The following is a 21,130-nucleotide window of genomic DNA, read 5'->3' on the forward strand; positions in this document are numbered from 1 at the left end:
TTTAAGTAAGTCAAAAAAAACAGGCTGTTGTAGCCTGTTTTTTTTAATTTATTCAACAACTATATTCTCTCTTCGGTTGCTGCACAGAAAATCGAAACGTTCTGTAAATTCAAATGAAGGTCTAATCTGTCTCCATTTCGAATCTGAATATTCGCATCTAACTTCGCTCTCAAAGGCATTCCGAACATATCGAACTCAGCAAGAGTTTCTGACCCAGTCATCTCAAAGGCACTAATAGGTAGATTTAGTTCAAAGTGACTATTTAGCGGTGATTGTGTGACATGTTCAGGTCGGATACCAAAAATAACCTTTCTATCTTCAACTGGTTTTGAAGTGAAGTTGTAGTCTTTAACCGGAATCCATGTGTTGTTAACGAGTACGCCCCATGAGTCATCTTTCTTGTGTAATGTACCTTTTAGAAGGTTGATTTGAGGAGCACCCACAAACTTCGCTACGAAAATATTCGCTGGCTGGTTATAGATTTCATAAGGTGTACCTATTTGTTGAGGTATCCCTTTGTTTAATAACACGATTTTTGTAGCAAGTGTCATTGCCTCAATTTGATCGTGTGTAACATAGATGATAGTTGAGTCTAGGTTTGCATGTAGCTTCTTCAGTTCTAGTCTCATCTCTCCACGCAACTTTGCATCTAAGTTTGATAAAGGTTCATCAAATAAGAACACCTTAGGCTGGCGCATTAGTGCTCGACCGATTGCAACACGCTGTCTCTGTCCCCCTGATAATTGCGCTGGAGTACGATCAAGCAAATGTTCAATTTGAAGCATTTCAGATACTTCTTTAACTCGTCTCGCTATAAGATCGGCTGGCTTCTTATTAATTTTCATACCGAAACCGATGTTCTCTGCAACTGTCATATGAGGGAAAAGGGCATAGGACTGGAACACCATAGCGATATCGCGGTCTTTCGGGTCTGCCAAAGTAACATCTTTTCCGCCAATGATAACTTGCCCTGAAGTGACATCTTCCAAACCTGCAATCAAGCGCAATAATGTCGACTTGCCGCAACCTGAAGGACCAAGCAATACAGTAAAGCCACCTGCTTCCATTTCTAAATCAATGTCATTAAGGATGACGGTTTTACCAAAAGATTTATTTAATTGTTTTACTTCTACAGCATGCATGTTGCCATCCTCGTTTATACATTCTTAAATTTAGTTGTTGTTTGGCTGTTGGATAGGTCAATACGCTTGATCATCTCTAAGCACGCGCGTCCATTGTGATAAGGACATTTCCAAGGCTCGACCTTAGGTAAGCCTTTATAAGGCTGTCCATTGCGCTTAACTTTCCAATACCATTCACCATTTAACTTATCTTTTAGCTGCTGCTGAATGATGTTCCAGCAACCAACAGCGTTATCCAACAGCATTACCGCATTTTTCTTTTGGTAAGCATTAAAAAAACCAACCATTGCCTCTGCTTGAACCCACCAAATGCGGTCTGAGTCTAGCAAATGTCCTTCTCTAAGTTCGTTGAAAACAGCACCATCACGATCCACACCTTCAACACTAGTTATGCAAGCCATATCGTAACTTTGATCGAACACTTTATTTGCTAGTGCTTTATCATGAATCTGCTTGGCTGCTTCATCCATTAACCAAGTACCCTCGATATCATGACCGTATGAAACGTCTCCAGAAACACAGCGCCAGTCTCTAGTAAAGAACAGCCCATAATGTAGAGTGCCATCAACGACTTTTTCTGACATCAGTTTACACAGCTCACTCAATTTACGTTCAACTAACTCATTTTGAGTAGCCTGATGCAATACTGTATACGCTTCAAGTACATGTAGGTGTGTATTCATTGATTTTTCAGCGAGAATTCCTTCTGCTGTGTCACATACCAATTGGTTCTCAATCGGATTCCAATTCTTATCAAACGCTTCACGATAGCCACCGTAAGTAACATCATAAGCATGCTCTTCTACTAAATAGAACAAGTTCATTGCAACGTCTAATGCATCTTCCGCACCACTAGCCAGGTAATATTCACTAAGAGCGTAAATAGCAAAACCTTGGTTATACACGTGCTTTTGAGAATCCGTAACGTTACCATTTTTATCTAAAAGCCAATATACACCGCCGTGCAAAGAATCTAGAGCTTTATCAACCATGAATTTGTAACAATGCTCTGCTGCGGCTAAATAACGCTTGTCTCCAAGCACTCGATATGCAGAAGAAAATGTCCAAAGAATTCTAGAATGTAGCAATACTGATTTTTCATGTTCAGTATCAATGTTACCCGTGTAGTCTGCGTAACAATAAAAGCCACCCAGATTCTTGTCTTGCATACTCAACCAAAAATCAAGAATGCTTGTAGCTTCTTCAGTTATGCTGTTTTTTATCTTAAATAAATCTAACATATTGTTTTCTCGCAAATATTTTTATAATTCAGCATAGGAATTTTTAAGTTCATTCTTGTTCATCCACAACAATCCTATTGTGCAAAATAACGCAGGAGAGACGCTAAAGAACATTCCAACTATCGGATTTACTAGAAGCAAAATGATGCATATTAGAAAAACCACTGACGTAAACAGGACTACTCGCTTTTCTTCTACGAGTAATACGACGGCATTTTTTAATTCATCTTTCAAGCTATCAGCTTCATAAATGCTCATTTGGACTAATGTGCAATAAGTCAAAACAATCATCAGTACTGTTATTGGCAAGCCACATAACATGATAACTGTTGAGATCCCTTCAAGGTTTAAAATTGCCCAATGTATGTACCAAAGAAAGGATATCGTTGGTAACAACAATACTAACCCTACTTTATTGCTACGAAAGAACTCAGCTCGGTACGTATTCCACGCGTCTTTTAGCGTAACTTTCGCAGCACCGTTTAAATATTTTCGTATTAGGTAACACACTGTGACTGTTGCAGGCAGAACACCAAACACTACCCCACCGATTAAAGACAAAAAGAACCAGATTACGTTTAACCATGCTAAACGAGTGATCCAATGACAAGCATTAATAAGTGAGGACGAATTCATAGTCTAATCACCCCTTCACTGCGCCATTAGTTACACCAGAATAGATTTGCTTCTGAAGTGTAAGAAATATAACGATTGATGGAACTAAGATAATTACAATCCCTGCTGATATCGTTGTCCACTCAGTACCAAACACAGAAGTGAACTTATAGAGTGCAGTTGACACTGTCACTTGCGATGATTCAGGCAAGTAAAGTAAAGGAAAGTAGAAATCGTTGTAGATAAAGATCGTTCTCAAAATAATAATTGTCGCAATTGCTGGCTTCAGCAAAGGTAAGATTATGGTTCTGTAGATGAGGAAATAAGAGGCACCTTCCATCTTCGCAGCTTCATCTAACTCCTCAGGAATACCTTTCATGAATTGGAGGAATACATAAATCATTACAACATCAGCACCAATGTATAACAGAACTACCGACGCTTTGTTATTAATTAGCCCTAAACTCTTAATCACTTCAAAAGTTGCAACTTGAGTTGTAACCGCTGGAATTACCATAGCCACAACGTAAGCCAACAAGACTAATTTTTTTCCTCTGAATTCAAATCGAGACAATACATATGCAACTTGAGTACCGAACACGATAGTGAAGAACAGCGACACTAGCAAAATAGTACCTGTATTTAGGAATGCTAGCCCAAGATCACCATCAGCGAATACTTTGATGTAATTGCTAAAGTTCAAGAATGTTTCGGGAATACCTACCTTACTCGTGTTGTAGTACTCATCTAATGTCTTAAATGAAGCCATCAATACGGAATATGGAGGTACTAACACAGCAAATGACGCTAGGATCAATGTCATATACTTAAATAGTGCCCAGAATACCCATGACGGATTAGACAAATTCTTTTTAAATCGTGCTTTTCGAATTAAACGTTTTGAGCGCTCTACTTTTTTTACTACAAGCTGCTCTTCATAGGTCATAGTTGACGTTTTATCTGACATACTACTTTTCCTCTTTAAACAACACTTTTTGAAGAATCATAAACAACACAACAATCATTAGAAGTAGCACAGCCATTGCTGACGCTAGACCGAAATCATTGAAATTAAATGCTGTTTCCAGAGTAGCCATTACAAATGTTTTAGTGCCGTTTGCACCTTTTGTAATGATCATTGGTATTTCGAAAACCGAGAGTGAACCAACAAATGCCAAAAGCACTTGTAAGCCAATAACGAGTTTAATTGACGGTAATGTGATTAGACGAAATTGTTGCCAACCTGATGCGCCTTCAATTCTAGCGGCTTCATATTGGTCTTGTGGAATTGACTGTAATACACCGTAAAACAGTATTAAGTTGAAACCTAGATAACGCCAGATTGATGCTGCAACTAGCGCCCAATTGACGACATCACGATCCATTAACCATGGTTGAATAAGATTCTCTAAACCAATCAGTATCAAGAAACTATCTAATGCACCATCTACCTGATAAAAAATCTGAAACACCATAGATGCCGCTACAGCATTTAGAACAAATGGGATAAAAAGTAGTGTTTTAAATAGGTTTCGACCTGCGAGTTTGGAGTTTACAAGTACAGCAAACCAAAGCGAGAGTACTAACTGAATAACTGCACCAGCAAAATAGTAAAGAGTCACTAATAATGGGTTTAGTTGGTCTGGTTCTTCCCACAAATACGTGTAGTTGTCGAGTCCAATAAAGTTCTTAACTGGTGCATAGCCATCCCAATCTGTCGCACTCATATAGAAGAGTTGGCTTGCTGGGTAATAAGAGAAAGTAAACAGCAACGTCAGCGGAATCGTTAAGAACATAACGATGATTAGCCTTTGCTGTTGCTTTAACGTCAAGTTAAACATATAAGCTCCCAAAAAATATCCAACCAGCCATCCTTAAATTTAGATTTTGGTTGAACTGATTCATCTCATTTACACGCAAATCTTAACGTTACGATTTTGTCATAGCAATCACTCAATACTGTCATATAGGTTTAATGTGAAACCGATCAATAAACAAACCTCTATATCGAGTTTGTTTGTGATCAAAGCCCATATATGAAGCAGTTGTTAAATGTGATGAAACGCTCAAAATGTATCAAAACAACCAAATCGAAACGTTACGAATTGAGATTTAAACTATCACGATATCTACGAGGAGATATTCCATAGAATTTGCGAAATCGATGTGTGAAGTTATTAGGATCTTGATATCCCAATCTAAGCGCGATCATTTTTATCGACCAGTCTTTATTTCCTAATAAGTCCGCAGCCTTCTTCATTCGTAAATGAATCAAGTATTCTCTAGGTGTCATCCCCACAATCTGCTTTACAACTCTATTGAGTTGCTCAGTACTTAAGAACACAGATGCCGCAATGTCTGTAACGCTCCAATCAAGATGGAGCTGTGATTCCATTGTATTCAACATGCTTAATACTCGCATTTGTGTATCAGACAGGTCTATCTCAACGTTAGAAAGAAGTTTTACTAGCTCACTTAACATCATTGTTCTAAACGCAGATCTACCATCTATTTCGTTATGAATTAAAGAAGTCAGAGACCAAACAGATTCGGCTGAATCAAAATTAATAACTGGACGATATGACTTGGCAACGCTATTCCATCTTTCCACGTTATTAAGAAGCAACCAGACCATATTCCATGGTTTCGATTGATCATTTAGCTCAAATCGAAAGGGCTTGCCTGCGGGCAAAAATGTAACGGTGTTTATCCCTACCTCTAGAGTGCACTCTGACGTTGTTAATACTCCAGCACCCTCTAATGTCACAAGCACTGTGTGCACATCAGGACTACTCCTTTCTACAACATATCCATTTTTTAACTGCGCTAAACCTGCCATAAAAATGTCAAATTGCTTCATCTCTGGAACATCAGAGAGCACAAGAAATCGCTCCCGACATTCTGGAGCAAGGAATACATCATCTTTCCATTTTCTTGATGGCTGTGTTTTTGCATCGATGACAGATTTGCACAGATTTTCATTTCTTTGGAACATTTCGTTTAGTGCCTTAAATGCTTAAAGTTCAACAATCTCATTTTCGTATCCAGGTTACAAATTTGTCATGAAAAGAATCTACTTAACACCCGAAACATCAGCAGTTTTGTCGAAAACAATTAGAATCGGAGTTCCTGTAGCTATTCAAAGTGCATTGGTAGCCATACTCGCATTAGCTGATGTTTTAATGGTTGGAAACTTTGGTAAGGAAGCAACAGCCGCCGTGGGGCTTGCCTCTAAATGGCATTTTGTCGCTATTATGATCATGGCTGGACTCTCTACCGCTAGCAGCATACTGGTAGCTCAATATTGGGGGAAGGGAGAACGTAGTACCACTAAAGCTGTCACATTGTTGGCTGCAAAAGCCGGTATATGGATTTTAATTCCAGTCACAACTATCTTCATTGTGTTCTCAGACAACATATTGAACCTTCAAACCAGAGACATAGAAGTTATAGCTTTAGGCAGTGATTATCTACTCTATGCATCACCCGTTTTGATACTTACTCATTTAGTGATAGTTCTAGAGTCAACTCTACGCTCTACTGGTGATAGTTTTAGCCCTTTAGTCATCGCAACAATCACCATAATCGTAAACATAGCTCTAAACTACTGCTTAATTAATGGCATCTATGTAATAGGACCAATGGGAGTCGCGGGTGCGGCATTAGCTACAACTATATCTAGAGCTACACAGATAATAATCTTTTTCAGCTACTTAGGATTCAAGCAACATTGGCTTAAGAGTACCAATATAAATAATCTGGATGTTGAAGGGCTACATAAGAAATATATCTCACTAGCCATTCCAGCAGTTTCCGGAGCCGTTCTATGGGCTATTGGAACCATGTTGTATCAAGTTATCTTTGGGCATATGGGAACACTAGAACTTGCTGTATTTAGCACTCTTGGACCATTTGAATCACTATGTTTCTCGCTGTTTTTTGGTCTATCTGTGGCGTGCTCGGTGATAATTGGGCAGCATCTTGGGTGTGCAGAATTCACAGATGCTAAAGCAATATCGAGACTGTTTACTCGAGCTTTCGCAATACTAGGTATAGCGACCACGGTAATCTTGCTAGTTTTTCAACCTTGGTTTTTATCAGCTTTAGGTTTGGACAATCCTGAGTACACGTCACTATCCAAGCCAACAATTACACTACTCAGTATCGCTGTGAGCCTTAAAATGCTTAATATGGTCATCATCAATGGGATATTACGCGCAGGAGGAGAAAACAAGTTCTGTTTGCAAATGGATTTTATAGCCATGTGGATGTTCGGTCTTCCGTTTACAGCAATTGCCGCCTTTATACTCCACTTAAGTTTCGAACAGGTTTACGCGATGATGCTATTAGAAGAAGTAATTAAATTAACCCTGTGTTGGCGTCGATACAACAAACATCTATGGCTGAGAGATCTGACTGTTAGTGCCCGCGTTTAGTGGAATCTAATGTACTGTAGGGATCAGAAATATTTTTAAACCTCAAGCGGTTGTTATTTGTTAATAATATAGATAGTACTCGCTATTAAAAAGCTCATCACATTCGTGATGAGCTTTTTACATCCTGCTGAACCAAAGCTTCACTCAGCTAGATCATAATTAGATCAAGAAGTCGTCTAAAGAGCTACCCTGATTTAATGCATTTTGAATTACGCTTGGAGTACGTCCTTGACCTGTCCAAAATTGTTCTGAGCCAGCCGCGTCAATATATTTATATTTAGCTGGACGTGGCGCTCTCTTTGATTTCTGCTTATTGGAGCTAGATATCGATGAAAGGGCTGAAATCACTTCATGGATATCAATTCCTTGATCTTTGATCTGTCTTGCAATAGCTGCTAGCTTGGCTTCTTTAGCTTGTTCTTGCTCTCTTAGCTTAGCCTCTTCTTCACGACGTTCTTCAACAACGAGAAGCAACTTACTATGAGCTTCATTTAGCTGTTCTAACGTTAGTTCACGAGAATATGCTCTCAAACTGCGTAAGTTTAATAAAGTTTTTATTAGTTCGTTCATACTATTCCCAAGTTAATAACACATGTGCAAATTGGTTCTTACTAAATATATTCCACATGCGAAGATCTTATATCGTCTTTAAGGTGCGATAACCGAATGCTTAGTGGAGAGAAGAATTATATCGGATCTACTCATAAATAGGATAAAAAATCATAAATTCGAGTTCTAATACTTAAATTGAGTGATAGTAAAATATCTCCAATCAAATAAACATCTTAATTTCTGAATAGAGATATTTAAGAATTGATTTTCTGTTAACTCGCAGCGAGCGGCTAATTAAGTTTGGGACGAAATGTTTCAGCCCAAACAATTTCAGCCCAAACCGGCTGAAACGAAGATGGACATAAATGAGTAAGTGATTTTGCCAAATCAGAAACTCATAAATTACTTCCAGTATGGCAAAACCACTAAGTAATGCTAAGTTGATACTCCCAAGCATCTCCGAGACTAACCTTTAACTTTTTGTAGCCACAGAATAAAGTCTCGACTTATTGGGTTTTAGAAGGCGCTAGCAAGAAATTTTCTATGATATCCAATGGCTCTTTAAATGCTTCAAGCAACGCATGTATTAGAGCTTCGTCTTGCGAGGACTCAATATGACGGCTTAAAGCATCTTTGCCCTCGTCGGTGAATCGATAGTTTAGTAGATCCTTTTGATGCTCAGATAGCTTGCTAATAAGGTCATCAAAGCTAATGTTGTCATTGCATAATTTTTTTCGCCCACATTCAGTTAACTTTTCATAGTGGTCGTCAACTAACTCGACCCAACCTTTCGTCTTGGCTAGCTGCCAAAGTGAAGGAGGCATTAGCCTTTCCAGATCTGTATTTATATTTAATCCGCCAACTTTGAACATTGCTTTTAGGTCATCATTAGGCTTCAATAAAAAGCGTTTGATATGCTTGGAAGCAACAGCATCGTCTAAAGTATCTGAGGCCTTTTTTCCTGCATCATCGTTGTCCAAAATGATAAGAGCTTGCAATTTATCCTTGGGCTTAACGTGCTTTTGAAGCAAATGAAATGCTTGTAGCCTATCAGCTGCTGAATTTGCACCGTTACTAGCATTTGATGGGACAAAGATATGAACCTTGTCATTAAGACCTTTTGCTTTAAGTAAACAACCAAAAACTTTCTTATCACTTTTTCCCTCAAGGAAAAGGTGAGGTAGCTTAGTTTTAGAAAGTTTATTTTTAAGATTTTCTTGAGTTTGGATGTACTCTTTCTCTCTTTGATCCCACTCTTTTCTTTTATCTTCAACTATTGGTGCAATTAGCTGTAAAAAGCCCATATTACCATGTAATGCCTTCTCATCAGTCTGACTAACAAAAGTGGCGTTATCTTTCTGTCCAACATAGTAACTGGTTGTTTTAACATTTGAAGGTAACTTTTCAGATGAACCAATAGCGTAAATTGCTGGAGAGTGAGTTGTAATTAGTATTTGAGTGTAATTTATTGCAGCTTCAATCAACTGCCTATTAAGCTCGAAGCAGGATAAGAACTCAACGTTATTCTCTGGCTCTTCGAAAGCCCATATCTGGGGTTTAATAGTATTTCTCTTTGCCGCTTTTTGCTTCCTAGACGCAATAAATGACAGGATCATTGGTATGTGGCGAATTTTTATTCCATCACCTCTCCTCGTCAATGGAATTTCATCGGAATTAAACTCCAACGCCCCAAAAATGCTCCTAAGGTTTTTGGGTAGTTTGACCATATTACTGCCCGAAAACTCATTGTCTATTGCCTGTGTAAGCTCTTGAACATGAGCATTTATCTCTTCTTCGAAACTTGAAGCAGATTGATGTAAACCTTGATCAGATAAGTTAGCCAATGAATCATATAGCTTAATTTGCAAATTCTGAAAATAATTCCAGTCTTTTGTTGCGGGTATATACTCGAAATCAATTGCGTTCAATAAATATGGAATTTTGCTGCGAGGAGGAAAACCTTTAGTTCTTTTTTGTATCTGATTATTCCTGATTGTACATAACCCACTTTCTTCATAATCATTTCGAACCCCTTCTTCCCGCCATACCTTTTTCCAGTAAACATAGTCTAACGTTAAGTTTTTTCGATAGCTTTTGGGAAGCTTTAACGCAAGTTCAATAACAATCTCTTGCGCACGTTGGTTGTACTTAGGAGCATATTTATTGTGATCGTTCTCAAAATTAAAGCTCTGATTGTGATCTGTTTGTCCATTGAAGAACAGGTTTAGTGCTCGTAGCACATTGGACTTTCCAGCATCATTTCTTCCAACAAATGTCGTGATCTCTTCAGCCTTAAACGCTTGATTAGAGATAGAACGGAAGTTCTTGATAGAGATCAGGCGTATCATTTATTGCTCCAAAGTTATCTTAGAGCCTAAATACTAATACAAAAGTATACTTTTCAGTAGTTTAAATTTCTCAAGCAAAACGAGAAGTTCTAGCCAGTAAGCAAATAAGGGGGAGTAGCCTTGCACTTGGGTTTGCCATTAGATCATGTATTTCAAAAGTAGTTCGCAAAGACTACTCATTCATGAGTGCTCAACTCACTTTGGGGCAGAGATTTGTTGACGGCGATGACTTTGAATTCAGCATTGCAGATTGAAAACAAAAGGATGTGACTCGTATCGCAACGTCAGGATTGGTGCTCTGCTACAACAAATTTAATGAAGTTGTCTCTCGCGACGTTGTCCAATACCTCATTCCAAATGATACCTACATCCCACACAGCACTTGGTCCACGTAATGGAATGAGGCGAACGCTATCATTAGCAATATGACAAGCACTGGCAGGTACAATCGTAAAGCCTGAGTTTGCTGAAACAAGGGCTAACAGAGTCGCGATATCATCGGCTTCCTGTACGGGATGTAGTATTTGATTTTCCTCTATCAATAACCTATCTATCTGTTTCGCCAAGCCCTGTCCTCGTTCCGGGGTAAGCCTCAAATAGTCTAGATGACGTAAAGAAGCCCAAAGTTCGCCTTCGTCAATTAACTGACAACGATGAACGGCGACCACTAAATGATCTGAGAAAAGCTTGATACTTTTCAATGGGGGAAGTACTGGAAGCCGGTTAAAACCAAGCTGAAGGTCACCACGAAGTAATAATTCCGTTTGTAATTGTGATGGTATGTCATTGAGCACAATATGAATATCAGGAAAGCGAGTTTTAAAACGGGTGATATAGCGTGGGGCTAGGACATAAGAAGATATTCCAAAGCCTATTTTTAGAGACCCTGTCGTTCCCTCGGCGACTCGAACAGTTAAAGATTGAAAGGCGCTGAAGTTATCCATTAAACGTTGTGCTTCTGGCAAAAGCGTCAGACCTGCCTGAGTTAAACAAGCGCCTTGCCTTCCTCTATCAAATAGAACAAATCCAATATGTGCCTCAAGACGCTGAATTTTCTTGGTTAGCGCTGATTGCGTAATATAAAGATGATCAGAGGCGATTCGGTAGTTACCATCTATCGCTAACTGACAAAATGTGCGTAATTGATCGAAATCCATTCCATGGTGTCATTGAATACAGAATATTATTCATTATATGGAATGTAAGTGACTTTTTATACTGATAACGTCAATTCACAACAACCTAAGGAACAGTCCATGAAAGATGAGCGCGTTGCCTCCGTCCAATTTAATCACAGGGCCAATGACAAAACCTACAATCTCTCTGTAATTCAGCGTTATGTTGAACAAGCCGCTAAGCTCAATGTCAGTATTATTGTGTTCCCCGAAATGTGCATCACCGGATACTGGCATGTATCAACACTAAGCGAGCCTGATATTCGTACCCTCGCTGAGTATGTTCCTCAAGGGGCGACATGCCAGGCGTTACTCGCCATGTCCGCTCAATACAAAATCAGTATTGGTGCTGGATTAATTGAAATGGACGATAAAGGGAGACTCTATAATACTTACGTTATGGCGATGACTGATGGCCGACTGGCGAAACACCGAAAACTACATACATTTGTCAGTCGATACATGGAAAGCGGCAATGATTATACCGTTTTTGACACTCCACATGGATGTCGTGTCGGGATACTGATTTGTTGGGATAACAACCTGGTTGAAAACGCTAGAATTACTGCTTTGAATGGCGCGGATATCCTCGTTGCGCCTCATCAAACTGGTGGCTGTCATTCCCGTAGTCCGAATGCTATGGGACTCATCGACCCACAACTGTGGTATGACCGTAAACAGAACCCTGAAGCCATTCGCGAAGAGATGCAAGGACACAAAGGACGTGAATGGCTAATGCGCTGGTTGCCGTCCCGTGCCCATGACAACGGGATGTTTCTGATATTCAGTAATGGTGTCGGTGTTGATATGGATGAAGTCAGGACAGGAAACGCAATGATCCTTAATCCATATGGACAAATTTTAGCTGAAACCGATAGCGTTGATGAGGATATGGTGATTGCCGATCTCAAAGCACAGGAGTTAGAGATGTGCACGGGAAGGCGTTGGATTCGAGGCCGCAGGCCAGAGCTTTATCAAGCGCTTACGACTAAAGGCCATGAGCTGTCAGCGTTTGACGCAAGGTTTTCCGAAGAATAAATCAACTATACACACCATTGCTGTTAGACACTGGCATAGCGAACAACTGTGGCCAGTGTTCATAATCGTCACTCTAAAACACTTGCTGCATCTCGATTAACTGATGCTCACCCACAATTTCAACCTCTTTGATAAACTGGAAGCCAAACTTTTCGTAATAACTTCTCAAGTAATTATGTGCATGAATTAATATTGAATTTACACCAATCTTTTCTGCGTGTTCGATCAAAGCCGACACAACTTTAGACGCGATACCTAAACCTCGATACGCTTCAACGACCGCGACTCTTGCCATCACTGACGAACCATCATTGTTAATCGTTAAGCGTGCTGTAGCGATAGGTACAGACTTTTCAATCACAAGAGCATGAATTGATTCCGTATCTAAACCATCAAGATCTAATTCTTGTGGGATATTCTGCTCAAGAGTAAACACTTGGTGGCGAATGGCCTGAGCCTGTTTAACTACCCCTAAATCCTTACTTATAATTATTTCCATCTTATTGTTTCACCAAACAAAACCAAATACCTAACAGCCGGTGATTCTCAAGCCATTTTTTTAAAGTACGTTTTATAGCGAGTGTTTTCTATATACCCTAAATCTTCGTAGAGCGACTGGGCAACCTTATTATCAACAGCAGTCTCTAATTCTATGCCTTTTGCGTTAGTCTTTTTTGCATATCGTTCAGCAAACTCCATTAGGCCACGACCTAAACCTGAGCCTCTTGCTTCGTTTGTAACAAACAAATCATTTAATATCCAATAATGATTTAACGAAATCGAGCTAAAGCCCTGATACAAAGTGGCAAAACCCAATAGTTTCTTGTCACTTAATGCAATTAAAAAAATACCGTTCCCGTCTAATATTCTTGATGAGATCCACTTCGATGATTCATCTTCGTTAGCTGGATTGTCTAAACTGACGGAAAGTTGGCGATAGGCATGAAAAAGCTTGGACAATTGTACAGCATCTTCAAGCGTTGCTTCACGATATTCCATTGTTTCCTCTATAGTTACATTCTTACATTTAAACGGTAGATATTATTTCCAAAGCACCACAAACCAAAACCATGCTCAACACTAAGAGGCAATAGGTCGGAAGAAGCTACGTTCATAGCTCAGCACACAATCAGTGTCTTCTGCATATTTGAAAGCTGCCTTACAACTTTCATCTTGCGCGGATTCGTGGCGGTATTTTTCATATTTCGCTAGAGATGGGAATGAGAATAGCGCCATCGCTATATTGTTCGCACCCTCTGACAGTAAGAAATAGCCATGGTGAACACCTCCAAACTGTTCAACCAGAAGGATCCACATACGAGCATATTTCTCAAACTCAGGGATTTTCTTTGGGTCTACAACATATTTAACATGACAAGTGATCACTGATTGTTCCTTCTATTCTGAAAGTTACACACATCCTATGTATTAGATTTATTTGGTCAGAAGATCATAAATTCAAGTCACGTAGCTAAACTCTGTAGAAAGAAAAGGGGCAGTTTCGTGCCAGCCGAGATCTCGCTGACACGCTGATGGACATATCTGTTTCAGTGATTTTGCTAAATTAGTAAATCATGAATAACTTATAGTATGGAAAAGTCAGTTAACCCAGAACCCGATGTTGATTACAAAGGTCGATTTTGCTGCATGAATTGATGGTACCTAGAGACTTGATAGTTTCATTAAAATAAGCCCCATAATAATCAGTACGGCTGCGATAACTCTCAAAGCGTTAACAGGTTCAGCTAGCCACAAAATTCCAACAAGGAATGCACCGACAGAACCAATACCTGTCCAAATTGTATACGCCGTACCAAGAGGTATAGAGCGCATAGCAATCGCTAGCAACCAAAAACTTGCCGTCATTGCCAAAATAGTTACGAGTGATGGAATTAGTCGAGTGAAACCGTAAGATTGCTTCATTGTGTAAGCCCACACAATTTCAAGTAATCCAGCAATGAGAAGATAGAACCAAGGCATAGCCCCTCCATGTAATAACAGGGCTAGGTCGTCCCAGCAGTTCACTCCCAAAACGGGGGAAGTCGTCTTCCAATACAGGTATTTTAAGAACTACTTAATAATATCACCAGTCAAAATTTTCATTCCAGCAAAACCAAAAAAAGCAGCAAACGTACATTCAAACATAACTTTCGATTTTAGATAGATATTTCTCGCTCTATGATTAGAGAAAAGAACAGCGTAACCAAGAAAGACACTGGAACTCAACATTCCGACCGACAATATCACCGTCACCAAATCAGAAATCTGCGCAGTTGCAGGAACGCCGATGGAGTACAGAGAAGCAAAAGACAATATGGCTTTGGGATTAGTCAGGTGAATAAGTAGACCTTTGAAATAAATATTGGACAACGTGGTTGAATGACTTTGAACTAGCGTCAATGTTGATTTACCAACGGCAGAACGTAAAGATTTCAATGACAAATAAATCAAATAAGCAGCGCCACAATACCGTATAACTTCAAATATCCAAACATTTGAACTGAGCAGTGCAGCCAGACCAAACGCTGCACTACAAGACCAGAACAGTGAACCGGTTAGCACGCCACAGGCCAAGCCTAAGCCGTAAATTCGACCATGGCTCATTGATGCGCTAGCAATAGCTAATGTCGCAGGTCCAGGGCTTGCTATTGCAGCTAATGCTGCCACTAAGATTAAAGGGTAATTAATAGCATCCATTGCAATCATCCTTAACGATATCATTGTGAAATGACATACTTACCATCCGACTTAACATCATGATAATTCTAAATTATTAAGCAATAATGCTAACTCTTTTCTTTCCTGTCCCTCTAATGCCCTAAGTGGCAACGGCAAACAAGGAGGCTTAACTAAGTTTTGAATCTCAGCAGCCGTAGCCACAACACGAAGGCTTCCTCCATTACGATGGAATAGTTCCCACATCGGAGTTAAGCGTTTTGATAGACGCAATGCTTCTTCTGCATCCCCTTTTTGCGCTGCTGCTGTGATCGATTGAGCCACTTTAGGGAATAAGCCACCAATGACTGAATACCAAACGTCACATCCTGCGTTCAATCCGGTTGCTGCACAAGAATCACCACTAATACCGATAGATACATGCTTTGGAATGAGAGCGCGGAGGCGGTTTACTCGATCTAAAGCGGCTTGAGGTTCCATTGGCACACCAGGGATTTTAATTGACCTGACATTGGGTAACTGAGCGATACGCCCGTGCAGTTCATCACTGAAATTAAAATGTGTCGTGCCTGGATTGTCATAGACGCACAGAGGCACCGATAGCTTAGAAGTGACAACTTCATACAACTTATACACTTCACTTTCTGTCAACTGTTGATATGACATTGGCGCTAATAACACAGCACTCGCACCTGCTGTTTGAGCATCTTCGGCATTGTGAAGGACATCTCTTAGGTTTAAGGCGCTAATACCAACCATGACGGGTATTTCTTTGGCGTGTTGAACCGCAATCTGCGCGACTCTTTGTCGTTCTTCTCTTGTGAGGTAGGCATAGTTACCAGTCGACCCCAATACCCCAATAGAATCCACCTCAGCATTAACCAAACGCTGAATAAGACCTATAAAAGCTTTTTCATCAACAGAATCATCGTACATTGGTGTTAATGGAAATGCAGACAGCCCAACAAACATAAAATTTACCTTCTGAAATAGAATTGGCGGATTGAAAATACAGCGTTATCGCGACGCTCTATATGTATTGGCTTAACAGAGGAGTCGCCAGTTTTAATGCAATACCAAACATGATGCATGAAATCACTGAATCTAATATTCGCCATGTTCTTGGCTTACGAAAGAGCGGGATCAACTTGTTAGCTAGATACGCCAAGCCGTAAAACCATACTCCTGATGCAACCAGTGCCCCTATAACAAACAATAGTTTGTCGTCAGGTTCCATTTGAGCTGTCACACCACCAAGGATCACCACCGTATCCAGATAGACATGTGGATTTAAAAAAGTGATCGCCATCGCCATCAACACGGCCTTTAACCAACTCTGGCCAATGTCCGAATTTTCCAACTCTAGGTGGCTAGAGCCTCTCCAAGCTGATTTTGCAGATTGATAGCCATACCAGAAAAGAAATGCTACGCCACCAAGAGTCAGAATGTCTTCCCATAACGGTGCTTTATAAAGCAAGGTCCCTATACCCAGCACACCAGTACTGATAAGGAGAATGTCGCCAAGAAAACAAATAGTCGCAACGGACAGTGCGTATTGCTTTTTTAATCCACACTTTAATAGAAACGCATTTTGGCTACCTATTGCGACAATCAAACTTCCAGAAACAACGGCCCCCGTTAACAAAGTATTTAACACATCAAACCTCAATTGATTTTGCAGCAAAAACCAACGATTGCTCTATCACTGAATCAGGCATGATCACTTGCAAGTGTCTGACCATTTCATCTCCTGCTTCCTGTAAGTGTTCTAGTGGCATTTCTGGCAAGCTTTCTAGAATAAACCACATGTTTCGAGTATTGGGTTCTATACGGGTTCTGACACCTTGTCTCCAGTTCCAACGACGACAAGTTACGCCGATATCATCGCGCCAAATAACTTCCCCAACGTCAGGGTTTTCAATTGAAGCCTCACCATTTTTAATGGTGTCAAAAGATTCAGTGCCATCGGCAATGGTGAGTGTTGGTGTTCCTTGATAACTATCCATGTCTTCACCACCAACAGGTATGGCATATCGAATACTGATGGCATTATAAATATCGACAATAGGGTCAATACTTGGCATTGTTCCATCTTTTAATACTCGTTTTCGAAGTGCTGCCGCAGAGCAAGGTGTTCGATTCGGCTTCGAGCCAAATTGACGAAAAACGTCCCCCCACGCATTGATGTGTGACTCTGCCCAACAGAAATCACTTTCTAAAATAGATGCACAGGCTTCCTTTAATACGTCCTTTGCATACGTAACGTCTTGAACTTCAGTTCCTTTCACCGTGATACTCAATGCTTTAAATTCAGGCGCAATATTAGAAATGCGACTGTCAATTGACGGTAGTAGTGTAACCATTAGATAATTCCTCTCATGACTCATTTGCTACAAGATACAGTTATGACCGATAAAGTCAATATAATGACCGATAGTGGTTCGAATGCCCAGACTGTCAACCAAGCCGTTGCTGCCAGAATCAAAGAGCACCGTAAACATCTCAAGCTTTCACTCGATGTATTAGCGAAAAAAGCAGGGATCAGTAAAGGGATGCTAGTTGAAATCGAAAAAGGCTCTGCTAATCCAAGTATTGCTATTCTGTGTAAATTATCCGCTGCCCTTGGTATTTCAGTAGCCGATATTGTCAATGTGGCTAGTAACCCAACCATCAATGTCATTTCTAAAGAAGATATTCCAACTCTGTGGAATGGAGAACATGGTGGTAGTGCTAAGCTATTGGCAGGAACGACGGGCCCCGACATGATAGAACTTTGGCGTTGGGTAATTAAACCATCCGAACATTTTGAATCACCCGGTCATCCACACGGTACATTTGAACTATTCCATGTTGAGTCTGGAATACTCACTTTGAATATTGATGGGCAAACAGTAGAGCTGCTTGAAGGTCAATCTGCTATAGCTAAAACGGATGTTCCTCACAGCTACTCAAACCAAGCTGACTCTGATTTGGTGTTTACCATGAGCGTTACTGAGTTACATAGATAGTAAGAACATCCCATTCCAATCGATTTAGGACTCAATGCTCACTCTGATTTTGAACTGACAGTAAATATAAAACCTTTGACTTTGGTCATTACAATGATACGCATCGGTCAATATAATATGATCTATATAGGCGTTATGTATCATCATTAATAGGCTACTCTAGGAGAAGGCAATGAATTTGCGTCAGGAAACACAAAGTGTCAAAGGTAACAATCGAGAGGTAGATTTAGCTAGTCCTAACGGCAATTCGATAGAGGTTGGGATTGGGAAGTACTCTTGGCCTCAAGTTGTCAATTGGTTATTAATTGTTCTAGTTTTGTACGCTATGGGAAGTGTATTCATTGCTAACCCATTTTCTATATTTACAGATAGGACAACACCTGTAGATTATTCAAGAATAATGTACTTTCATGGCTTATCAGTTGGATTGGCTGGACTAACTTGTTTAATTGTCAGTCAGGTATTTAATCTTGACCCAAAATTCAAAAAAATTATTTTTTATTGCACTATAGGTACCATTTTTTTTGGTGTAACAGGAGGAGCTATAAATCGCTCCATGGAGTTTACTAAATTAACCCTTTGGTATCAGATTTTCTCGTTTTTTGCTCTTGATGCAATCATAGTTACAATGCTAATAGGAATTATAAAGACTAAAGATAATGCACTTAAAAATTCCACCTATTATTATTTGGTTTTAGCTTCTTCATGTTCAGCTTTAATTGCTGCTCTTATAGGAGATTTAGCCGGATTTATTTTAGATTTTGGTGATTGGCCTGGAATCATGGGTTGGTATGCAGGGAAGATTGGATACACGCTTGAAGAATGGCAAAGCAATCTTTTAAGATCACATTCAGATATGATGGTAGTGTCAGTGATAGGTCTTATATTATCCGTCATCAATTGGAAATATGGTCGCAATGTTTTAGGTAATGTAAAAAAACTTAAAACCGTTAGTGAATGGTTTGTTATTACAGGATTAATTTTAATGGTATTAATCCTTGTTATTTCTGGTTTTGGAAGCTCTGAATTTCAAATTCCACATATTTTTACAGAAAAAGGATTCTTCAAACCCAGAGGTCAAAGTGTTGCTGGTATAGATCTTGTTGATTTTATCATTGGCACTTTTTTCTTAATTGGCGGACTACTACTTATTGCATCAATTTTATTTGGGAACAATAAATCCAATAACTTACTAGACAAAACATCAAAGTATACACTTAGTGGTGTATTTCTAACATGGTTGTGTATTGTTATCACTGTTGCTGGCATGGGATTTCTACAGGAATATAGAGCGGATCTATATAACTCAGCGAATGATGTTCCTCTTGGTGATTTTGGTTTTGCATTTAGAATGCTTCATCTTGATGTAAGCTTAATGTTATTCCCAGCAATTATGGTTGTAATGATACTGGCACAGCAATTTTTAAATGAGAAAGATAATAAAGTCATTCAAAGGATTTTACGTTTTGGGGTTATAATTTGCACTATTGGTTCATTAATTTATATGGTATTTAATCCACAACCATTTGGCCCTGGTTACTGGGTTGTTGGATTTGGCTTCATAACTATAATTTCAGCTATGATTTATTATTTCATACGAAGTAATCCAATAGTTAAAGTCAAACAAGAATAGTAAATAGAGAATTATTCAAAGCATGAAAATACAAGCCAGTGGTGATGACTACTGGCTTATTCATCTGTATCACCTTTAAAATAAGATACAAACATGGTGGAAGTGCTGAGTTAGTGTAAAAAATAAATAATTCTGACATTGAATATTTTAATTATTCCATATTGAAATGGGAGCATTAACTTAAAATATTGATGAGCAAACGATAAAACTATCGGAATTTTTGAAATCAATCATTTATTATTAAAACCAATGAATACAAACGTATAACGCAATCTTCTCTAATCTATGATGCGTGTTGTTTTACTCAATATAGCTTTCGAATAAGGACTTTTGAGTTTTCTTTCTTGCAACCATTACACATTATTCAAGCTATTTATACTACACCGGCTTGGCAGATACATACGCAGGTAAACTTGCTCCAATACAGGCGATGCTGATAGCGAAAATACCTGTCCATTGTATAGAACTTAATTGCTCATCAAGTATAAACCAACCTGCTATTGCACTAACCGCTGGTGAAGCGCTCATTAATACTCCAAATATACTTTTCGGAAGATTCTTTAAGGCATAAACATCAAGTAGAAATGGTATGGTGCTAGATAAAATTGCAACAATTAATCCAAGTGCTAGAACTTCGGGCTTGAACAACGGCAGTCCGATCTGGGTAACACCAATAGGTACACTAAATAAAGCAGCTACTATCATCCCTATACTTACACCTCCTGCACCTATATGAGCTATTTTGCTAGCGTAACTAATATATATACCCCAGCTAATGGCCGCTAAAACGGCATACAAAACACCAATAATGTCTAGCGAAAAGCTGGACAGTCCGAACGGCAGCATCATAACGCCAAACAGAGCAAACCCTATCCACACTATATCTGATTTTCGCTTTGTCGAAAGTAAAGAAACACCTAGTGGGCCAAGCACTTCTATCGAAATCGCGATTCCAACAGGAATATGATGAAATGCTCTGTAAATCAATATGTTCATCAGTCCAATCATTCCCCCGTACATAATGACATTTGGGAAAGCGGAGCGCTCAATCTTTAATGTCCATGGACGAATCATCAAACCAAGAATTAGTGCAGTAATGCCAATGCGCAGTGCAGCAACACCTTCTGGGCCGACTAAAGGAAATATTGTCTTAGCAAATGCGGCTCCTACTTGAAGGGACAGAAGAGAAGCAAACGCTGCTGTCATTGATAGTCGAGGTATAGGTTGCATAGTACTGAAAATCCTTTGGTTATATGTGAAATATCT

The 21,130-nt window shown here is 39.4% G+C and carries 22 protein-coding genes; 4 read left to right on the forward strand and 18 right to left on the reverse strand.

Going from position 1 to position 21,130, the window contains the following annotated elements; translation table 11 throughout:
• Positions 1-59: 59 nt before the first annotated feature.
• The 6 genes from ACRQQK_RS04715 to ACRQQK_RS04740 all read right to left on the reverse strand — a co-directional run bounded on the left by ACRQQK_RS04715 (position 60) and on the right by ACRQQK_RS04740 (position 5,993).
• The gene (locus ACRQQK_RS04715) at positions 60-1,142 is read right to left on the reverse strand and encodes an ABC transporter ATP-binding protein (RefSeq protein ID WP_102967219.1); all 1,083 of its coding nucleotides are present in this window, start codon (positions 1,140-1,142) and stop codon (positions 60-62) included.
• A gap of 14 nt (positions 1,143-1,156) precedes the next feature.
• Entirely contained in the window at positions 1,157-2,383 is a 1,227-nt protein-coding gene (locus tag ACRQQK_RS04720) for an AGE family epimerase/isomerase (RefSeq protein WP_112404628.1), read from the reverse strand.
• Between the two features lie 21 nt (positions 2,384-2,404).
• Positions 2,405-3,019: a YesL family protein gene (locus ACRQQK_RS04725; protein WP_102964508.1), complete on the reverse strand. Its 615-nt coding sequence runs from the start codon at positions 3,017-3,019 to the stop codon at positions 2,405-2,407.
• 7 nt (positions 3,020-3,026) lie between these two features.
• Positions 3,027-3,965 carry a carbohydrate ABC transporter permease gene (locus ACRQQK_RS04730; RefSeq protein WP_102964507.1) on the reverse strand — a complete coding sequence of 313 codons (939 nt, stop codon included), beginning with the start codon at positions 3,963-3,965 and terminating at the stop codon, positions 3,027-3,029.
• Between the two features lies 1 nt (position 3,966).
• Positions 3,967-4,839 (reverse strand): carbohydrate ABC transporter permease, encoded by an 873-nt coding sequence (locus ACRQQK_RS04735; RefSeq protein ID WP_102943002.1) that lies wholly within the window; start codon positions 4,837-4,839, stop codon positions 3,967-3,969.
• A 257-nt stretch (positions 4,840-5,096) separates the two neighbouring features.
• Positions 5,097-5,993 (reverse strand): helix-turn-helix domain-containing protein, encoded by an 897-nt coding sequence (locus tag ACRQQK_RS04740; RefSeq protein WP_102967217.1) that lies wholly within the window; start codon positions 5,991-5,993, stop codon positions 5,097-5,099.
• Positions 5,994-6,060: 67 nt separating this feature from the next.
• Between ACRQQK_RS04740 and ACRQQK_RS04745 the strand changes: the two genes are divergently transcribed.
• Positions 6,061-7,434: an MATE family efflux transporter gene (locus ACRQQK_RS04745; protein ID WP_102967216.1), complete on the forward strand. Its 1,374-nt coding sequence runs from the start codon at positions 6,061-6,063 to the stop codon at positions 7,432-7,434.
• A 159-nt stretch (positions 7,435-7,593) separates the two neighbouring features.
• On the opposite strand, the gene ACRQQK_RS04750 is transcribed toward ACRQQK_RS04745, so the two are convergent.
• From ACRQQK_RS04750 to ACRQQK_RS04760, 3 genes are all read right to left on the reverse strand, one after another.
• The gene (locus tag ACRQQK_RS04750; protein ID WP_102967215.1) at positions 7,594-8,004 is read right to left on the reverse strand and encodes an H-NS histone family protein; all 411 of its coding nucleotides are present in this window, start codon (positions 8,002-8,004) and stop codon (positions 7,594-7,596) included.
• A 488-nt stretch (positions 8,005-8,492) separates the two neighbouring features.
• Positions 8,493-10,334, reverse strand: a complete 1,842-nt coding sequence (locus ACRQQK_RS04755; RefSeq protein ID WP_102967213.1) for an ATP-dependent nuclease — start codon at positions 10,332-10,334, stop codon at positions 8,493-8,495.
• Positions 10,335-10,618: 284 nt separating this feature from the next.
• Complete coding sequence (locus ACRQQK_RS04760; protein WP_102967212.1) at positions 10,619-11,491, reverse strand: LysR family transcriptional regulator; 873 nt, start codon at positions 11,489-11,491, stop codon at positions 10,619-10,621.
• Positions 11,492-11,590: 99 nt separating this feature from the next.
• On the opposite strand from ACRQQK_RS04760, the gene ACRQQK_RS04765 reads away from it, so the two are divergent.
• Positions 11,591-12,547, forward strand: coding sequence for a nitrilase family protein (locus ACRQQK_RS04765; protein ID WP_102967211.1), 957 nt, complete (start codon positions 11,591-11,593; stop codon positions 12,545-12,547).
• Positions 12,548-12,620: 73 nt separating this feature from the next.
• On the opposite strand, the gene ACRQQK_RS04770 is transcribed toward ACRQQK_RS04765, so the two are convergent.
• The 8 genes from ACRQQK_RS04770 to ACRQQK_RS04805 form a co-directional block, all read right to left on the reverse strand.
• Positions 12,621-13,046, reverse strand: a complete 426-nt coding sequence (locus ACRQQK_RS04770) for a GNAT family N-acetyltransferase (protein ID WP_102967210.1) — start codon at positions 13,044-13,046, stop codon at positions 12,621-12,623.
• A 47-nt stretch (positions 13,047-13,093) separates the two neighbouring features.
• A complete protein-coding gene (locus tag ACRQQK_RS04775; protein ID WP_102967209.1) occupies positions 13,094-13,546 on the reverse strand; it encodes a GNAT family N-acetyltransferase in 453 nt (150 codons plus the stop codon).
• Positions 13,547-13,627: 81 nt separating this feature from the next.
• A complete protein-coding gene (locus ACRQQK_RS04780) occupies positions 13,628-13,933 on the reverse strand; it encodes an NIPSNAP family protein (protein WP_102967208.1) in 306 nt (101 codons plus the stop codon).
• Between the two features lie 276 nt (positions 13,934-14,209).
• Entirely contained in the window at positions 14,210-14,527 is a 318-nt protein-coding gene (locus ACRQQK_RS04785) for a DMT family transporter (RefSeq protein ID WP_102941348.1), read from the reverse strand.
• A 90-nt stretch (positions 14,528-14,617) separates the two neighbouring features.
• Positions 14,618-15,244, reverse strand: coding sequence for a LysE family translocator (locus ACRQQK_RS04790; RefSeq protein ID WP_102941347.1), 627 nt, complete (start codon positions 15,242-15,244; stop codon positions 14,618-14,620).
• 57 nt (positions 15,245-15,301) lie between these two features.
• The gene (locus tag ACRQQK_RS04795) at positions 15,302-16,195 is read right to left on the reverse strand and encodes a dihydrodipicolinate synthase family protein (RefSeq protein ID WP_102967379.1); all 894 of its coding nucleotides are present in this window, start codon (positions 16,193-16,195) and stop codon (positions 15,302-15,304) included.
• Positions 16,196-16,253: 58 nt separating this feature from the next.
• Entirely contained in the window at positions 16,254-16,880 is a 627-nt protein-coding gene (locus ACRQQK_RS04800; RefSeq protein WP_180980383.1) for a LysE/ArgO family amino acid transporter, read from the reverse strand.
• A 1-nt stretch (position 16,881) separates the two neighbouring features.
• On the reverse strand, positions 16,882-17,586 hold the full coding sequence (locus ACRQQK_RS04805; protein ID WP_102967381.1) for a B3/B4 domain-containing protein: 705 nt from the start codon (positions 17,584-17,586) through the stop codon (positions 16,882-16,884).
• Between the two features lie 42 nt (positions 17,587-17,628).
• Between ACRQQK_RS04805 and ACRQQK_RS04810 the strand changes: the two genes are divergently transcribed.
• On the forward strand, positions 17,629-18,231 hold the full coding sequence (locus tag ACRQQK_RS04810) for a helix-turn-helix domain-containing protein (RefSeq protein WP_102967382.1): 603 nt from the start codon (positions 17,629-17,631) through the stop codon (positions 18,229-18,231).
• A 172-nt stretch (positions 18,232-18,403) separates the two neighbouring features.
• Positions 18,404-19,864 (forward strand): hypothetical protein, encoded by a 1,461-nt coding sequence (locus ACRQQK_RS04815; RefSeq protein WP_220089761.1) that lies wholly within the window; start codon positions 18,404-18,406, stop codon positions 19,862-19,864.
• 378 nt (positions 19,865-20,242) lie between these two features.
• Here the strand turns inward: ACRQQK_RS04815 and ACRQQK_RS04820 are convergent, their stop codons facing one another.
• Complete coding sequence (locus ACRQQK_RS04820; protein ID WP_220089762.1) at positions 20,243-21,070, reverse strand: EamA family transporter; 828 nt, start codon at positions 21,068-21,070, stop codon at positions 20,243-20,245.
• Positions 21,071-21,130: the final 60 nt, after the last annotated feature.

The organism is Vibrio sp. C8 (assembly GCF_054051265.1).

Excerpts from the sequence above, each read along its gene's own strand:
- ACRQQK_RS04730 (WP_102964507.1), bottom strand. The coding sequence starts at position 3,965 with ATGTCAGATAAAACGTCAACTATGACCTATGAAGAGCAGCTTGTAGTA.
- ACRQQK_RS04715 (WP_102967219.1), bottom strand. The coding sequence starts at position 1,142 with ATGCATGCTGTAGAAGTAAAACAATTAAATAAATCTTTTGGTAAAACC.
- ACRQQK_RS04770 (WP_102967210.1), bottom strand. The coding sequence starts at position 13,046 with ATGGAAATAATTATAAGTAAGGATTTAGGGGTAGTTAAACAGGCTCAG.
- ACRQQK_RS04790 (WP_102941347.1), bottom strand. The coding sequence starts at position 15,244 with ATGGATGCTATTAATTACCCTTTAATCTTAGTGGCAGCATTAGCTGCA.
- ACRQQK_RS04820 (WP_220089762.1), bottom strand. The coding sequence starts at position 21,070 with ATGACAGCAGCGTTTGCTTCTCTTCTGTCCCTTCAAGTAGGAGCCGCA.
- ACRQQK_RS04795 (WP_102967379.1), bottom strand. The coding sequence starts at position 16,195 with ATGTTTGTTGGGCTGTCTGCATTTCCATTAACACCAATGTACGATGAT.
- ACRQQK_RS04785 (WP_102941348.1), bottom strand. The coding sequence starts at position 14,527 with ATGCCTTGGTTCTATCTTCTCATTGCTGGATTACTTGAAATTGTGTGG.
- ACRQQK_RS04735 (WP_102943002.1), bottom strand. The coding sequence starts at position 4,839 with ATGTTTAACTTGACGTTAAAGCAACAGCAAAGGCTAATCATCGTTATG.
- ACRQQK_RS04760 (WP_102967212.1), bottom strand. The coding sequence starts at position 11,491 with ATGGATTTCGATCAATTACGCACATTTTGTCAGTTAGCGATAGATGGT.
- ACRQQK_RS04720 (WP_112404628.1), bottom strand. The coding sequence starts at position 2,383 with ATGTTAGATTTATTTAAGATAAAAAACAGCATAACTGAAGAAGCTACA.
- ACRQQK_RS04775 (WP_102967209.1), bottom strand. The coding sequence starts at position 13,546 with ATGGAATATCGTGAAGCAACGCTTGAAGATGCTGTACAATTGTCCAAG.
- ACRQQK_RS04740 (WP_102967217.1), bottom strand. The coding sequence starts at position 5,993 with ATGTTCCAAAGAAATGAAAATCTGTGCAAATCTGTCATCGATGCAAAA.
- ACRQQK_RS04815 (WP_220089761.1), top strand. The coding sequence starts at position 18,404 with ATGAATTTGCGTCAGGAAACACAAAGTGTCAAAGGTAACAATCGAGAG.
- ACRQQK_RS04750 (WP_102967215.1), bottom strand. The coding sequence starts at position 8,004 with ATGAACGAACTAATAAAAACTTTATTAAACTTACGCAGTTTGAGAGCA.
- ACRQQK_RS04810 (WP_102967382.1), top strand. The coding sequence starts at position 17,629 with ATGACCGATAAAGTCAATATAATGACCGATAGTGGTTCGAATGCCCAG.
- ACRQQK_RS04745 (WP_102967216.1), top strand. The coding sequence starts at position 6,061 with ATGAAAAGAATCTACTTAACACCCGAAACATCAGCAGTTTTGTCGAAA.
- ACRQQK_RS04805 (WP_102967381.1), bottom strand. The coding sequence starts at position 17,586 with ATGGTTACACTACTACCGTCAATTGACAGTCGCATTTCTAATATTGCG.
- ACRQQK_RS04755 (WP_102967213.1), bottom strand. The coding sequence starts at position 10,334 with ATGATACGCCTGATCTCTATCAAGAACTTCCGTTCTATCTCTAATCAA.
- ACRQQK_RS04765 (WP_102967211.1), top strand. The coding sequence starts at position 11,591 with ATGAAAGATGAGCGCGTTGCCTCCGTCCAATTTAATCACAGGGCCAAT.
- ACRQQK_RS04725 (WP_102964508.1), bottom strand. The coding sequence starts at position 3,019 with ATGAATTCGTCCTCACTTATTAATGCTTGTCATTGGATCACTCGTTTA.